Origin of the sequence: Bacillus sp. RAR_M1_44 (genome assembly GCF_020165935.1) — a bacterium.
Taxonomy (GTDB): domain Bacteria; phylum Bacillota; class Bacilli; order Bacillales; family Bacillaceae; genus Bacillus; species Bacillus altitudinis.
This window is the reverse complement of sequence record NZ_JAIUKX010000001.1, coordinates 489,657-503,650: the sequence shown is the minus strand read 5'-3', so window position 1 is coordinate 503,650 and position 13,994 is coordinate 489,657. Positions and strand designations below refer to the sequence as shown.

Here is a 13,994-nt window from a genome sequence, read left to right as displayed (position 1 = left end):
TATTGATAAGTAAAATAACTACAGAGAAAGTAATTGATTTTCCAAAAGAAGATCTAATTTATTTTAATGTTGGAAGAGATGAGAAAATATATAAGGTATTTCTTATTGATGATCAACTAATACTTCAAGTAGTCAAGGATCATATTATTATAATGAATAAATCATTAAATGAACTTGATTCTGATAGCTATATTTATTTAATACAAGAAATAAACGATACCATTGTCATTGTGTTTGAACAAGATTATATATGTAAAATAAATTTTTTAGATTTAAAACAAAATAATATGGTAGAAATATGTTCATTTTTACTAGGTGTTAATACATTTCATCTGGATGAAAACGGATTATTATGGATTGGTATGTCAGAAGAGGGGATATTTGATGAATTAAATCCTAAGGGTAAAGGAATTTACTGTATTAACTTAATTATAGGAGAAATGTTATTTGAGGAAGAATTTAAAGGGATAATGTATGAATGCTCTTCAATACAAACTCTAGGTTCAGAACTATACACTAGCTATGAAGAAGAGCAAACAATTGTTATTTCAGCTTTTTCTTACGATTTAAACCCTGAAAATCAGTCATGTCAAAAAAAGAAAATGTACCACCTAGATAGAAAAGAATACAGGTACTGTGACCAACTATATGTTTCTGAGAGTCAAATCTTGTTATTTAATAATATGGAAAATAAACAGTATGCTTTTAAAATAGTTGACGATGAAACGTTTATTATGAAATTATTTTTAGATGGAATTGATCCCTCACAGTGTGATCCTACTTACAAAGTAGTTGGAGAATATCTCTATATTTTGGTAGGAAATAAGCTTTATAGAAGTAAATTAATGTAGCAGCAAGAATGTCATGAATTACTTTTAGTATTAAATTTAAAACCCTCTCTAGGAATTAGGGAGGGTTTTATACTGGAGGAAAAGTTGAAGAAAGTTAAATTAAACACGATGACCAAAGAATCTATCGCAGATATCGAAAAAGAAATAACAAATATCGCACTGAATCTAGTGAAAGAAAAACACGCAAAATTTAAAGATTTAGGTTTAACGATCAATGCTGAATTTGGACGATTCGTATATGGAAAAAAATATAGAGGGAGAGAAATTCAAGTCTCAGATTGTTTTACAGCAGGATATCATTCATCCATATATTTTTCAGTAGATTATCTAAATGGCGAAGAGTTTCATGATGGTGAAGAAGGTGATCAAGGCTATTGTATAGACCATCTTGATATTTGGATTTGTGTATCGAATAATCTCGTGAGCAAAAAAGGATATTTAATAGCATTTGAAAATGAATCAGATTTGCGGGGAATGATTATACCATTAATTGATGAATTGTATAAAGAAGCAACAGAAATTCTTCAAATCCTACGCAACTAGGATTTTTTCAACCGGTCTAAAAGGGAGAGAAAAGGTGCTTTGATGGGAACAAGATAAAGTAGAGCATTTGTAGTAAAGAAAGCAAGTAAAGGAAAAAGAATGAGCAAACCATTCAAAGCCATGATGAATAAAATCTTATTAGGAGGCTTATAAGGAGTGCATTTCAAAAATATACAATTAATGTCAGATGAAGATCGTGGGAACTTAGCCAGCCAATCCCTTTGTATGACTGAAATGTTTTTATACGAATTAGAAAAGAAATTTAAAACGAAAGATTGTGCGGCTATTGTTTTGATATGTGGGCCTTTTAAAGACTACAAATTAATTAGTACTTCAAAAGATGAACCAGACATCTTATTTATAAAAAATACGTACGAGCTGGAAGTACCCTTCCGTTACAGTGAATTTGAAAATGCAACAAATAAGAAAAAGATCTTAGCAGATACTTTGGAAAAAGCGATACTCTATCTTTGTGAACTGAAGAATTGGGACAGTCAGCTAGTCAAAGCAACATTTAAGAAAATGAAGGAGAAGGAATATAAAGCGGAGATTAAAGGGAGAACAAAACTAAGTCCCGATAAAAAAAGAAAAGCTTACCCACTTATCGAATTAGATTTAAAACAGTTTACTCTTTATCTTGTAGTTGAAGACAATAAAAGAAATATCTTAGATAAAAAATTAATTGCTAAAACCGATACTTACTTAGAAGAAATTTCCTATCATATGAGAGAGCTTAAGTGGTTAACGGATCATGAAGTGGCACTTTTCAAACGTGCAAATAAAACAGTTTATACAAGTATACGTTTATCGTGTGAGAATAACCTAAAGAACACAATATATAAAGGGGTATTCTAAATGGGCTTTTGGGAAGAAGAACATAAGAAAAAGAACATCATAATTGGTGATGATGGATTAGATATTTTTGAAGAAGCGATTGAACAATTCTATGAAATGACTGAGGAACATTTGAAGAAGAAGCCAACGATTGATGAGATGCTTTTGACAATTATGATGGCTTTAAACAATGGAGGTAGTCACTATTTTGATGATTTAAACGACAAAGAAGTAACGGATATTAAAATAACAACTAAAAAAGTAAAAACTTTAAGTAAAGTGGAACCAGGAGCTATATTTGAACTCCCATTAAAAGAAGTTGGGAAATTGAGCTATGCTTTGATCATTTCGGGTGAGGGGAAAAATCAATATGATGATATTTTAATCCAATACTATGATTTGTTTGTTGATGAAAGAATAGAAAAAAATGAGTTAAAACAATTGATGAAAAAAGAGAATGAACTATTTGTTGCAAATACAGGTCTGACAGGCTTTTTAAATGGTTCATGGAAAGTCATCACAAAAATAAATCAAGATTTTATAAAAGAAGAGGATCTTCAAAATCTGAAATTCGTGGAATACCGAGATGGAAATTATTACGTAAGCAAGGGGAAAGAAGGTCACAATGCACCTGTTATGGACTTAGAGGTTGCTGACCCAAAAACGGCTAAAATGATATTTAACCCGATTGGTATGCTTGGCGAATACACTATTATAAGCATTCTTTCATTATATTTTAAAGGTATGTCAATGGAGGATATTATTAAATATGAAATATAGGCAGTTTACAGCGTAAAATGAGTTTTGAGAAAGGAATGGTGTAATAAATGGCTGAACCAAAAATGCTAGACCGTTTAAATAAAATACGAAATGTCTTAAAGGGGACGATCACAAGAGAACAAGTGTCTGATTGGGCTGAAATTTACGTTTCTGCAGACGATCCAGAAATAGACGATGATCAAGTTTGGGATATGCTGATTCTTTTAAGTGGAATTGATTTGAAAGATTCACCTAATTCTTACTTACATCCTGTAGATGATTTGAATGACTGGTTAGAAGAATACAAATAGTTCCTATATATGAGCTTGCTAAATTCTTATGGTTAAGCCCATTTATATATAAAAGGAGTGACGCAATGTCCATGCATCCGAAAGAATTAGAAACCACCATGCAATTACCTGCGAAAAAGCGTTATGACTATTTCATCAAAAAGATTGTTGATTTTGAAGAGGTTTGGTCATTAAGAAACGAGAAGGGATGGGTGATGTCAGAGGATGATTATCGTGTACCGCAGCTTCATTTTTGGCCGACAGAGGATTATGCCGCTTATTGTGCGATCGATCAATGGGAAAAAACAGTGCCAGAAATGATTGATTTAGACGATTTTATAGAAGAGTGGCTGCCGGAAATGTTAGCAGATGGAATCAATCCGTCCATTTTCTATAATCGAAATAATTCGGTGTCAATTGAAATTCAAACATTAAAAGAAGATATAGAGGAAGAATTAAAAAACTACTAGTTCGACAAGAGTGGAGGTAGTTGTTTGAAACGGCTTGAAGACTTATTTATTCGTTCAGAAAAAGAGTTCAAATTCTATCAGAATTTAGTAGACCATGTGTTTGAAACAAATAAAGAGCTGCCACAACAAGTTTTTCGTAAGACATTTGATTGTTTTTTGTTTCAAGAGTTTGATTGGGCATTGAGTGATGATATTTTACCAACCATAAAAGAGTTATCAACTGTTACACAAGATAGAGAATTTTTGACTGCAGTCCTTCAACCAGATCCAATTGATTATTATTTGAAGGAATTTGGTTATTATCATTGGCTGAAAGCGAGTGTGAACATTTCAGGTGAGGATTATGTAAATGCACTATGGATGCACCCAAAAGGTTCCATAGCGGATAATATAATCACGAATTCGAATATAGTTGTCTGGTTAGCTCATTCTTTGCAGTGGGCGATTTGGGCAGATAGAGATATGGAAATTTGTATCATAGGAATGGTATCAACAAAAGATTCTGTGAAAAATAGGTTATTAAAAGAAGGGTGGAAACCAATGGATCACCCTGTTTTAGCAAATTGGTTTGAAGGATTATTGAAGGATCAAAAAACATTCAATGATTATGACACTCAAATGCTCTCTCATTATGCGTCATGTTACAAGCGGTGAAATGAATTATTAATGACTGATGATAGACTTACCCGAAGATATGAAAGGAGCATAAAGTGAAACATTTGTTTATATCCGATCCAAAAGAATTTGAACATGTTCTATCGTTTGTTCATTCGCTCATTCACAGTACGAATACATTCCCTGATCAAGTGTTGAAAACGAAAACCCCTCATTATTTATTCGAAGAATTCCATTGGTTGTTATCAGATGATGGTTGGGAAATGTTAAAAGGTTTAGCTTTGAATCATCATGATGACTATATACTCATGGCTGTATTAGATGAGCAGAAGAGCATGGATGATTATTATCATGATTTTGGTTATTATCCTTGGGTGAAAGTACCGTTAAACCTCACACCAAGTGATTACCTCGATCTCTTAACGGATTATCCGATAGAGAGTGTAAATGATAGCATAATGGATATTGCTTCACGTGTGATATGGGTTTCCCCTTCTGCGAAATGGATCATTTATGGCGACAGAGGTTATGAGATAGGAGTACTAGCGATTCTTCAATTAGAACAAATGAATAAACAATTGTTAAAAACGTGGAGAATTTTAGATGAGATTGTATTAGGCTGGATTTCAGTTGTATTTCCGAATCAAAAACTTCCTGATGATTTTAGAAAAGAACTGATTCGAAATTATACAAACGTAGAATGAAATAACTTCATAAGGAGGAAGACATGAATCAAATAGACAATGTGTTATCTATACTAGATGAGTCTTTTCTAAATAAAGAGTTTCCATTATTAGATAATGGGAACTTTGATTTTGCCAAAGGGAAGCTTTCTCTATTTACTAGAGAGGAAAATTGGCTGATCACGATTCAATTATTCGGTTTATCGAAGGTAGGACCGTCTATTGATTTTTTTGCGATTGGTCATGATTTGAAGAATGGATCAATCAATTTTCTACTGGATGAGCTTTTTGATTTCGTGGATCATCATCATGAAATAATAGATGATGATGAGATAGAACATGGGTTCACAAAGCATCCTTTACTAATTAGATTAAATGGAGACTATTTTCATGTTCAAATACCAGAGTCATGCCAAGCTGATGTAACAGAGGAAAATGAATGGATTACTTTGTTAAGAGAAATGGCCAAACATCAAGATTTGCTGGATAGTTTATGGATGACAGATCAAGAACAATTTGACATCGTTCAGCATGTATATGATAAACCGCTCTACACAACTGAATCATGGTTTCATCCAGAAACGCATAGCCAACTCCCTAGTCAATCTCCTTTTTTTCAATCGGTTGCGAAGAGTTTGATCTATCAAGATCCAACATGCATTGTAAATATAAACACGAACACTGACTGGAGATTATGGTCAGATTTTGATACTGTGGAATATTTTTAGTTTCGTCTGATGTTTTAAATCGGTGAGGTGGAGCAAGTAATGAGAATCGTATTAGCAAAAGAGGAAAATCTATTCGAAGTAAATGAATTAATAAAGAAAATCAATTTAAACGTAGAAGAGTATCATTGGGTCATAAGTGATGTGACACTCCCAATGCTTCATGATCGGAATAATCAATCTCATTCAGAAGTCATGCCGGATTATACGGATTTTTTATTTCTGAAGGATGAACATTTCAAAAAATTCTTACATGACTATTCTTATTCTTTTATTTTCGCTGTTTTGACCGCATTGCCTCGTCATATAGATCATTTGAATATTATTTCAATACCTCAAATTGAAGATAATGAACGATATTGGAACGTGAATTATACATCCGTTATCCCTCAAGCCGTGTTTGAAATCGGATTTTTTGATTCGACAGATGTTATTTTTACAGGAGATCAGAAAATCTTAAGCGAATTTCGAAAAAAAGCGGACTTTATTTCATTTGAAGAATATTTACAAACTCCGTGACACGATAAGAATAGAGTTCATCCTGAAAAAATAGGAGAGTGAATGAGATGTTTAATAGTGTACAAAAATGGATCGATTATCTAGATGGGGGTTGTAATGTACTCGGAGTCACATTTGATTTGTTTCATAAAGAATTAGTACTGAGCGTAAAAGTATCAGAATTAAATAAAGTTACTCAACATGAATTGCGATTTATGAATGTGGCGAGTCTTTATTATAATGGGGGTGAGGGTAATGATAGATTTGAAGAATTGATACAAGAAGAGATGAATTGGCAAATTTTTGAATGTAGTTACCATCCTAATGGGATAGGGAACCTTAAAAATGTACTTCTTGAAGAATTTGATTCAAATGCAAATTTTCTATTTAACATCAATGGGATGTTACTCGCAATAGAATCGAAAAACGTATGTTTCAATTCACAAGAATTTATTTGCAGTGTATAGGAAGATCTCATTAGCATCTAAATAAGAATTAAAAACAATGAGAGATTGGGGAAAAAACCATGAGAATCAGCCGTGATAAACAAGGTTTATTCGATGATGTAAAACAACGTTATCAATACTTATTAGATTCATCTTATCCAGATGAAATCGTCTCTTTTGAAGAAGAAACCGGTATGTACTCAGATGATTTTTATATGTTTTTTTCACTTGTTGCAGGCAGCTTAAGTTATGTGATCGATCATAAACGAATACCGAAAAAACAGTTAAACGTGCTGCGTCAGTCATTTGAAGAGCAATATCCCCAAATCAAATCGTATCAACAGATCCTTGAATCATATCCTTTACTGCACTCCTATGTTCAATACCATGAAGAAACAAGAAAACAAATCATTGCACTTCTACAATAACCTCTTGGAGGACAAACGATGACATGGTTTTTAGATGAAAAAGTCCAGAAACAAATCCCTGATTTCAATATCAACCATCTAAAGCAAATCAATGAATTTCACTACTTTAAAGAGTATAATGAACATTACGACTTGATCAACTGTATTCATCTACACATCCCATACGAATCTGCAACCCATAAAGCAGACATTCATCTGAAATTTACCAACGTCTCTTCTGTTCAAATCAAAGATTTGGAGTTAACAAACGATTCCTCTCTTTTTTTGAACATTCAACTTTTGGATAGAGGCTGGGAATATTTGAATTACTTTGTCGAAGATTATGAAGAACAGTATTTTTCTTTTTATTGTGAAACGATTCAAGTCATACAAGTCGTTTCAAATGAATCGGGCTAGTCTCTCTACATATGTGCGAATCATGCTTCCCCATCCCAATATAGAAAGGTGCAATGACATTGAATCGAATCATGAAATGGCTCTTATTTGCAGCAGTCATCGCTGGCTTATTGGTATGCGCATTTTTTGTGTTCCGTTTCAACCAGCCTAAGCCGACGACAAACATCCATTATGCAGACACACAAAACAAACAGCAAACACTGGATATCTATATGCCAAAGGGAAAAGAAGAAGACAAAAAGAAGAAGCATCCAGTCATGATCTATCTCCATGGCGGAGGCTGGACAGGCGGCGATAAGAATAGAGTCGCTTCAAAGGCGGATTATTTTACCGGTCAAGGGTATGTGTTTGTTTCGATGAATTATAGGCTTCACCCTGATGCCAACTATGAGCAGATGGCAGATGATACGGCAAACGCCATCAAATGGGTCAAGGATCATGCAGATGAGTATCAAATTGACTCATCAAAAATCAATGTCATGGGTCACTCAGCGGGCGGTCATTTGACGGCACTGGTGGCCACAGATTCGACTTACTTAAAGCGTGTGGGACTGTCGCCAAAAACGATCAATTCCATCGTGATTTTAGATGGGCCGTTAAACATCAATCAATTTATACAAGCCATTCCATCGTACAAAAAAGTCTTTGGCAAACAAGAGGAAAACTGGACAAAGGCATCACCGGTCACTTATATGAATCAAACGAATGTACCGCCTGTTTATTTGGTCACAGGCTGGGAAAATCCTGAAGTGTACCGATTTGCAGAAAAACTCAATCATGAGAAAGGCTCTAATTTTGTGTTTCGGGTTCATTCGCTGAGCCACAGTGATTTAAATAAATGGTTTGGATCTGACAGAGCGCCAAAAGAAGCGCAAGAGATGACAAAGGCTGTGATGGCTTTCGTCAAAAAACAAAATCAATAACAAAGACTGTATGCTAGGGCAATCCATTTTGCCTCAGTATATGATAAAGTGGTTTGAGATTAAAGGAGTGTATATTGTTGTCATCAAGAATGGAAAATAAAGTGTTCAATTGTGAAAAAGAGCTGACGCTGAATATTATCGGCGGGAAGTGGAAAATGCTGATCTTATGGCACCTTGGCAGAGAAGGGACAAAACGGTTTGGTGAGTTAAAGTCGTTAATGCCTGGGATTACGCAAAGAATGCTTGTCAATCAGCTAAGAGAATTAGAGGAAGATCACATTGTGCACCGGGAGGTTTATCCCGTCGTTCCGCCAAAGGTTGAGTATTCTCTCACGGAACTCGGAGAAAGCTTAATGCCGATTTTAGAGGCGATGTATGATTGGGGAAAACAATATCTCGATAGCAATTTTTTAAAGGATGATAAATAGAAAGACGATAGATGTAGACAAAGAGCTAAAATCATTTTATTTTAGCTCTTTGTTTTCTTTTCAGCGTGACTTGAAAACCTTTGCAGTTTAGGAAGGACGAGTACTGGAGCGGCATCACAACACAGACTTGACACCGAATGCGAGGATTTGTCAGTACGTTTAGATACTGGTCGAAAAGACAGTGTCTTTTTTGTAACCATATGCGAAAAAGTATAGTATGTAAAAAAAAAGTGCGTACTTGGATTGCTTCCATCCTGTTGTTATACTCATTTCATCGTTCAAGAAGCCCTATTCACGGAGCTCTTGAAGATGAGATGAAAAAACGGGAGTGAACGTTCATGAAATTACAATTAGCGTTAGATTTAGTGAATATACCAGAAGCGATCGAGCTGATCAAAGAAGTAGAAGCGTCTATTGATGTGGTGGAAATTGGGACACCTGTTGTGATCAACGAAGGGCTTCGTGCTGTAAAAGAAGTCAAACAGGCGTTTCCGAATTTACGTGTGCTGGCGGATCTTAAAATTATGGATGCTGCCGGTTATGAAGTGCAGCAGGCATCTGAAGCTGGAGCGGATATCGTCACGATTCTTGCGGCAGCGGAAGATATGTCTATCCAAGGAGCGGTGAAGGAAGCAAAAGCAAGAGGGAAACAAATTTTAGTTGATATGATTGGGATCAAAGATATCGCCGGCCGTGCGAAAGAGCTGGATGAGCTTGGGGTAGATTATATTTGCGTGCACACAGGCTATGACCTGCAAGCGGTTGGTCAAAACTCATTTGCGGACCTTATGACCATTAAACAAGTGGTCAAACAGGCGAAAACAGCGATTGCAGGTGGTATTAAGCTTGATACATTGCCTGAAGTCGTCAAATTAAATCCAGATTTGATTATTGTCGGCGGCGGCATTGCGGCTCAAGACAATAAAGCAGAAGTGGCTGCGCAAATGAAGCAGTTGATTGCACAATCATGAAAATAAGTGACTATGTGAGAGCCATTCTAAGCGAGCTTTCTGAGCACTCGCCCGCTATTCAAGACGAACAAGGAGAGCAGCTTGTCAAAAGCATTTTAGCGGCTCGAAAGGTCTTCGTCGCAGGGGCTGGCAGGTCTGGTTTGATGGGGAAATCGTTTGCGATGAGACTCACGCATATTGGTGTCGAAGCTTATGTGATCGGTGAAACGAATACGCCTGCTTTTACATCTGAGGATTTATTGATTGTAGGGAGCGGTTCTGGCCGAACAGAGACGCTGCTTGTGCTCGCGAAAAAGGCAAGGGGGATTGGCGGAAGCGTGGCGTCGTTCACGCTTTCAGCTGAGTCACCTATAGCTGATCTATCGGATGAAGTCATCTTACTTTCAGGTGCGCCAAAGGATCAACATGAAGGAAATCATCATACGATTCAGCCGATGGGCTCATTATTTGAGCAAACTTTGCTTCTTATGTACGATGCGGTCATCTTGAGATTGATGGAAATGAAAAAGCTCGACACCCATAAAATGTACGGTCACCATGCGAACTTAGAATAGCCGTGATGAAAACCTTTCCTTTTTTGAAGGAAAGGTTTTTTTAATACATGGTACTTAAAAAGAAGGATCACTTGACATATAGGATAAGATGTAACTATAATAGTTACATCTCAAAAGAAAAAACGTAAGCAACGGAAGGAAGATGAAGATGAAAGTGCAAATTTGGTCAGATATCGCCTGTCCTTTTTGTTATATAGGAAAAAAACAGTTGGAAACAGCGCTTGAGCAATTCCCTCATAAAGAACAGGTAGAAGTAGAGTTTAAAAGCTTTGAGCTTGATCCGAATGCACCTGTTGCAGTGGATTATGATGTGCATGATATGCTTGTCAAAAAATATGGCATGAGCCGTAGCCGGGCCATCGCGATGAATGAACAGGTGAAACAGGCGGGCAAGGAGAAAGGAATCGATTTTCAATTCGATCCACTCGTTTTGACAAACACCTTTGATGCCCACCAGCTCGCTCAATATGCTGGAAAAATGGGAAAAGGCGATCTCGTCATGGGAGAGCTGTTTCAAGCGTATTTTACAGATGGAAAGCATGTTGGTGATCGTCAAACCCTTTTAGATATCGCAGAAAAAGCAGGCCTTGATCAGAACGAAGTACAGAAGGTTCTAGACGGGCAAGAATTTGCAGACGATGTGCGAGAAGACGAAAAAGAAGCAAGACAGCTCGGGATTTCTGCTGTGCCTTTTTTCTTGATTAATGATCAATATTCGGTTGCTGGTGCACAGCCAGCAGATACGTTCCTTCGTGCACTTGAAACGGCTTGGACAGAAGAGGCAGCGCAAACGGAGAAAGCGGCTGATGCTTCATTTGAAGAAGCATGTGCAGATGGCGTATGTGCAGTGCCCTCGCCAAAAGAAGAATTATAATCGGCATTTTCCCTATCTTTGATAAAAGATAGGGATTTTTGTTGATTAATAATTAATACACCTTTATACTTAAGTTATCTTAATTATGAAGGTGATGACAGTGACATCCAAAACAACGATGATTCAAGAATTAAACCAAATCGAAGCGCGCATCCATCAAAAGCTCCGATTAGAGTTTGAAGAGTTATTTGTAGATGAGTTAACTGATAAGCAGCACATTGTCCTTGATTTCGTAGAGCGAAAAGGGGGAAGCTCACCTATTCAAATTGCTCAGCAACTAGGCATCACCCAAAGTGCTGTGAGCCAGTTGTTAAACACGCTTGAAAAAAAAGAATGGGTTCGCCGCAGCATCAACCCGCAAAATCGTCGGGAATTGCACGTTGAACTTTCTGAAAAGGCAAAGACGTACTTGGAGAATATGAGAAAGATAGAACTTGCGATCATTGAAAAATACTATTCAAAATTAAGCCTCGAAGAGATCAACACATTGACATCCATTTATACAAAGCTTGATCAATTGATTGTAGATCAAAATGAAGGGGAAGGATGATGATCCATTGATGATGCTCAAACAAGAAGTACAGCGAATTGCCTCTTCTTATACGGAGAAAAAGAAACAGGCACTGCTTGTGATCGGACTGATTCATCAAGGAGAAAGACACGTTTTTCATTTCGGAGATCACCCCATACGGCAGCGCGTCCAGCCTGAGGAGGTCATTTTTGAAATCGGCTCTATTTCAAAAGTCTTTACGACAAGTATATTGGCAAGCATGATTCAAAAAGGGCAGATGAAGCTAGACGATTCCATTTCACTGTATTGTCCTGAAATAAGAAAGAATCACCCCATTCAAATAGAACAGCTGGCAATCCATACGTCTGGACTTCCTTCATATCGTTTTCTCAGAGATTTACAACTAAGGTTCCTTCCAAAAGTGAGAAGAGATATGTACTGTCAATACTCCCTTGATGAATTAATGAAATTGTTACACTCGAAAAAATGGAATGAGCGAAAAGAATACCCATCTCGTTACTCCAATGTAGGGATGGGACTCCTCGGGTTGATCATGGGATGGTCTCTTCACAAAACATATGAAGAGCTGCTGACTGAATATATCGTGGATGAGCTGAAACTATCGAACACCTTTATTACGATCAAGGAGGATGTCCAAGAGAAGATGATCCTCGGTCATCAAGAGAATGGAAAAGAGGTTCCTCCGCTTCAGATGCATGACTATCAAGGGGCTGGTGCGATTCGGTCGACGGTCACTGATTTGCTTTCATTTCTCTCTGCACACATGAGTGCAGACGCCGCTTCTCCATGGAAAATGACCCACGAGCCAAAGGTGAAGATAGGGAAAAACATGTCAATGGGACTCGGGTGGGTCATAGATGATACGGGATTGATTTGCCATAATGGGGCAACTTCTGGTTTCTCCAGCTTCATGGGCTTCCGCCCGCATTCAAAAACAGGAGTGGTCGTCTTGTCTAACTATCGTAATCGTATCACGCAAGATTCTCCCGACCGAATTGCCTATGATGTGATGAATATGCTTGAACAAGAGCCTAAAGTCAAATGAGCCTTCTATGAAGAGGGCTCATTTTATCTTTCGTTCAGCTCTTTAATCGTTTCACCAGGAACGAGTTCAGGCTCATAAAATGTTCGATCAGGTAGATTCTTTTTCCCTTGTACTTTTTTAATCATCCAGTCTGCCGCATCTCGTCCCATTTGCTCTTGAGGGTGTGTCAGCGTTGTCAGTTTCACATGGGCATTTTTTTGGGCAATATACGAGTTATCCTGTCCAATAATGGAAAGATCATCTGGAATAGATAAACCTATTTCACTACATACATTTGCTACTTCTAACCCGACTTCATCGTTATAGCAAACAAGGGCGGTCAGCTCATGCTGGTGTGCTTGTAAAAAGGTTTTGATATGATCGCCCAAATACTGCTTCGATTCTGTATCGAAAAAAAGAACATGCTCTGGTAGGAAATTGAGCTTCGCTTCACCAAGTGCCTGAATATAGCCTTTCATTCGATATTTTCCTTGTAAATCATCTGTTTTTGAAATCAGTCCAATGTGCTGATGTCCAGAGGTGATCAGCTCCTTTGTTGCTAAATAGCTGGACTTCACATCATCCAAACAAAGGAAGGGAACCTCTAACTGCTCATAGTAGGCATTGATCATAATAAGCGGTACATCCTGTTCTTTAAAGGATAGGTAGTACGAAATGTTTGGATTATATAAGTTGCTTTTTGTCGGTTCGACAATTAATCCGTCCACACCAAAGGACAGCATCATTTCAAGCGCTTTTTTCTCCTGCTCCACATCGTTATTTGTACTCGCCAGTAACAAAGAATAGTTCTCTTCATTTAATCGGCTTTCGATGCCCCGAATGATCGACGGGAAAATGTAATCGGATATGTATGTGGTGATGACGCCAATCGTTTTCATATGAGCATGTCCAGCAGGTTTTGTTTGATATTGATTGGTGACAAATGTGCCTGAGCCTTTTTCACTTCTTAAAAAACCTTCACTCGATAATTCCAAGATGGCTTTTCGCACTGTATGCCGGCTTACTTGATACATCTCTTGTAAGCTTGATTCGGTTGGAATACGCTCCCCGATCCGGTAATCCCCTGTCAGTATTTTGCTTTTTATATCATCTATAATGATCTGGTACTTCTTTTTCATCGTTTCACTTC

The 13,994-nt window shown here is 37.1% G+C and carries 21 protein-coding genes; 20 read left to right on the top strand and 1 reads right to left on the bottom strand.

Annotated elements, in window-relative coordinates:
* The first annotated feature begins 2 nt into the window (after positions 1 to 2).
* The 20 genes from LCD34_RS02765 to LCD34_RS02670 all read left to right on the top strand — a co-directional run bounded on the left by LCD34_RS02765 (position 3) and on the right by LCD34_RS02670 (position 12,865).
* Positions 3 to 851 (top strand): hypothetical protein, encoded by an 849-nt coding sequence (locus LCD34_RS02765; RefSeq protein WP_224558480.1) that lies wholly within the window; start codon positions 3 to 5, stop codon positions 849 to 851.
* A gap of 84 nt (positions 852 to 935) precedes the next feature.
* Entirely contained in the window at positions 936 to 1,394 is a 459-nt protein-coding gene (locus LCD34_RS02760) for a hypothetical protein (RefSeq protein ID WP_224558479.1), read from the top strand.
* A gap of 156 nt (positions 1,395 to 1,550) precedes the next feature.
* The gene (locus LCD34_RS02755; RefSeq protein WP_224558478.1) at positions 1,551 to 2,249 is read left to right on the top strand and encodes a hypothetical protein; all 699 of its coding nucleotides are present in this window, start codon (positions 1,551 to 1,553) and stop codon (positions 2,247 to 2,249) included.
* Positions 2,250 to 3,008, top strand: coding sequence for an Imm26 family immunity protein (locus LCD34_RS02750; RefSeq protein ID WP_165378939.1), 759 nt, complete (start codon positions 2,250 to 2,252; stop codon positions 3,006 to 3,008). It abuts the gene before it with no gap.
* Positions 3,009 to 3,055: 47 nt separating this feature from the next.
* The gene (locus LCD34_RS02745; protein WP_144716584.1) at positions 3,056 to 3,298 is read left to right on the top strand and encodes a DNA-binding protein; all 243 of its coding nucleotides are present in this window, start codon (positions 3,056 to 3,058) and stop codon (positions 3,296 to 3,298) included.
* Positions 3,299 to 3,363: 65 nt separating this feature from the next.
* Positions 3,364 to 3,747, top strand: a complete 384-nt coding sequence (locus LCD34_RS02740) for a DUF2750 domain-containing protein (RefSeq protein WP_224558477.1) — start codon at positions 3,364 to 3,366, stop codon at positions 3,745 to 3,747.
* 24 nt (positions 3,748 to 3,771) lie between these two features.
* Positions 3,772 to 4,401 carry a hypothetical protein gene (locus LCD34_RS02735; protein WP_017358072.1) on the top strand — a complete coding sequence of 210 codons (630 nt, stop codon included), beginning with the start codon at positions 3,772 to 3,774 and terminating at the stop codon, positions 4,399 to 4,401.
* 56 nt (positions 4,402 to 4,457) lie between these two features.
* Positions 4,458 to 5,066, top strand: a complete 609-nt coding sequence (locus tag LCD34_RS02730) for a hypothetical protein (protein ID WP_224558476.1) — start codon at positions 4,458 to 4,460, stop codon at positions 5,064 to 5,066.
* Between the two features lie 23 nt (positions 5,067 to 5,089).
* Positions 5,090 to 5,773: a DUF7003 family protein gene (locus LCD34_RS02725; RefSeq protein WP_144684035.1), complete on the top strand. Its 684-nt coding sequence runs from the start codon at positions 5,090 to 5,092 to the stop codon at positions 5,771 to 5,773.
* A gap of 39 nt (positions 5,774 to 5,812) precedes the next feature.
* Positions 5,813 to 6,289: a hypothetical protein gene (locus tag LCD34_RS02720; RefSeq protein WP_224558475.1), complete on the top strand. Its 477-nt coding sequence runs from the start codon at positions 5,813 to 5,815 to the stop codon at positions 6,287 to 6,289.
* 47 nt (positions 6,290 to 6,336) lie between these two features.
* Positions 6,337 to 6,735, top strand: coding sequence for a hypothetical protein (locus tag LCD34_RS02715; RefSeq protein ID WP_173408137.1), 399 nt, complete (start codon positions 6,337 to 6,339; stop codon positions 6,733 to 6,735).
* 59 nt (positions 6,736 to 6,794) lie between these two features.
* Positions 6,795 to 7,142: a YxiJ-like family protein gene (locus tag LCD34_RS02710; RefSeq protein WP_224558474.1), complete on the top strand. Its 348-nt coding sequence runs from the start codon at positions 6,795 to 6,797 to the stop codon at positions 7,140 to 7,142.
* An 18-nt stretch (positions 7,143 to 7,160) separates the two neighbouring features.
* Entirely contained in the window at positions 7,161 to 7,538 is a 378-nt protein-coding gene (locus LCD34_RS02705) for a hypothetical protein (RefSeq protein WP_008342582.1), read from the top strand.
* Positions 7,539 to 7,591: 53 nt separating this feature from the next.
* Complete coding sequence (locus LCD34_RS02700; protein ID WP_008342580.1) at positions 7,592 to 8,461, top strand: alpha/beta hydrolase; 870 nt, start codon at positions 7,592 to 7,594, stop codon at positions 8,459 to 8,461.
* An 89-nt stretch (positions 8,462 to 8,550) separates the two neighbouring features.
* Complete coding sequence (locus LCD34_RS02695) at positions 8,551 to 8,889, top strand: winged helix-turn-helix transcriptional regulator (protein ID WP_034646559.1); 339 nt, start codon at positions 8,551 to 8,553, stop codon at positions 8,887 to 8,889.
* A 338-nt stretch (positions 8,890 to 9,227) separates the two neighbouring features.
* A complete protein-coding gene (hxlA, locus tag LCD34_RS02690; protein ID WP_007501390.1) occupies positions 9,228 to 9,860 on the top strand; it encodes a 3-hexulose-6-phosphate synthase in 633 nt (210 codons plus the stop codon).
* Positions 9,857 to 10,414 (top strand): 6-phospho-3-hexuloisomerase, encoded by a 558-nt coding sequence (gene hxlB / locus LCD34_RS02685; protein WP_017358065.1) that lies wholly within the window; start codon positions 9,857 to 9,859, stop codon positions 10,412 to 10,414. The genes hxlA and hxlB overlap by 4 nt, the downstream gene beginning before the upstream one ends.
* Positions 10,415 to 10,562: 148 nt before the next feature.
* Positions 10,563 to 11,288 carry a DsbA family oxidoreductase gene (locus LCD34_RS02680; protein WP_017358064.1) on the top strand — a complete coding sequence of 242 codons (726 nt, stop codon included), beginning with the start codon at positions 10,563 to 10,565 and terminating at the stop codon, positions 11,286 to 11,288.
* Between the two features lie 94 nt (positions 11,289 to 11,382).
* On the top strand, positions 11,383 to 11,838 hold the full coding sequence (locus LCD34_RS02675; protein ID WP_202394234.1) for a MarR family winged helix-turn-helix transcriptional regulator: 456 nt from the start codon (positions 11,383 to 11,385) through the stop codon (positions 11,836 to 11,838).
* 10 nt (positions 11,839 to 11,848) lie between these two features.
* The gene (locus LCD34_RS02670; protein ID WP_186365186.1) at positions 11,849 to 12,865 is read left to right on the top strand and encodes a serine hydrolase domain-containing protein; all 1,017 of its coding nucleotides are present in this window, start codon (positions 11,849 to 11,851) and stop codon (positions 12,863 to 12,865) included.
* 23 nt (positions 12,866 to 12,888) lie between these two features.
* On the opposite strand, the gene LCD34_RS02665 is transcribed toward LCD34_RS02670, so the two are convergent.
* On the bottom strand, positions 12,889 to 13,983 hold the full coding sequence (locus LCD34_RS02665; protein WP_224558473.1) for a GntR family transcriptional regulator: 1,095 nt from the start codon (positions 13,981 to 13,983) through the stop codon (positions 12,889 to 12,891).
* Positions 13,984 to 13,994: the final 11 nt, after the last annotated feature.

Coding starts and splice junctions, on each gene's coding strand:
- LCD34_RS02750 (WP_165378939.1), top strand. CDS start 2,250: ATGGGCTTTTGGGAAGAAGAACATAAGAAAAAGAACATCATAATTGGT.
- LCD34_RS02745 (WP_144716584.1), top strand. CDS start 3,056: ATGGCTGAACCAAAAATGCTAGACCGTTTAAATAAAATACGAAATGTC.
- LCD34_RS02740 (WP_224558477.1), top strand. CDS start 3,364: ATGTCCATGCATCCGAAAGAATTAGAAACCACCATGCAATTACCTGCG.
- LCD34_RS02725 (WP_144684035.1), top strand. CDS start 5,090: ATGAATCAAATAGACAATGTGTTATCTATACTAGATGAGTCTTTTCTA.
- LCD34_RS02720 (WP_224558475.1), top strand. CDS start 5,813: ATGAGAATCGTATTAGCAAAAGAGGAAAATCTATTCGAAGTAAATGAA.
- LCD34_RS02715 (WP_173408137.1), top strand. CDS start 6,337: ATGTTTAATAGTGTACAAAAATGGATCGATTATCTAGATGGGGGTTGT.
- LCD34_RS02710 (WP_224558474.1), top strand. CDS start 6,795: ATGAGAATCAGCCGTGATAAACAAGGTTTATTCGATGATGTAAAACAA.
- LCD34_RS02705 (WP_008342582.1), top strand. CDS start 7,161: ATGACATGGTTTTTAGATGAAAAAGTCCAGAAACAAATCCCTGATTTC.
- LCD34_RS02700 (WP_008342580.1), top strand. CDS start 7,592: ATGACATTGAATCGAATCATGAAATGGCTCTTATTTGCAGCAGTCATC.
- LCD34_RS02695 (WP_034646559.1), top strand. CDS start 8,551: ATGGAAAATAAAGTGTTCAATTGTGAAAAAGAGCTGACGCTGAATATT.
- hxlA (WP_007501390.1), top strand. CDS start 9,228: ATGAAATTACAATTAGCGTTAGATTTAGTGAATATACCAGAAGCGATC.
- hxlB (WP_017358065.1), top strand. CDS start 9,857: ATGAAAATAAGTGACTATGTGAGAGCCATTCTAAGCGAGCTTTCTGAG.
- LCD34_RS02680 (WP_017358064.1), top strand. CDS start 10,563: ATGAAAGTGCAAATTTGGTCAGATATCGCCTGTCCTTTTTGTTATATA.
- LCD34_RS02675 (WP_202394234.1), top strand. CDS start 11,383: ATGACAGTGACATCCAAAACAACGATGATTCAAGAATTAAACCAAATC.
- LCD34_RS02670 (WP_186365186.1), top strand. CDS start 11,849: ATGATGCTCAAACAAGAAGTACAGCGAATTGCCTCTTCTTATACGGAG.
- LCD34_RS02665 (WP_224558473.1), bottom strand. CDS start 13,983: ATGAAAAAGAAGTACCAGATCATTATAGATGATATAAAAAGCAAAATA.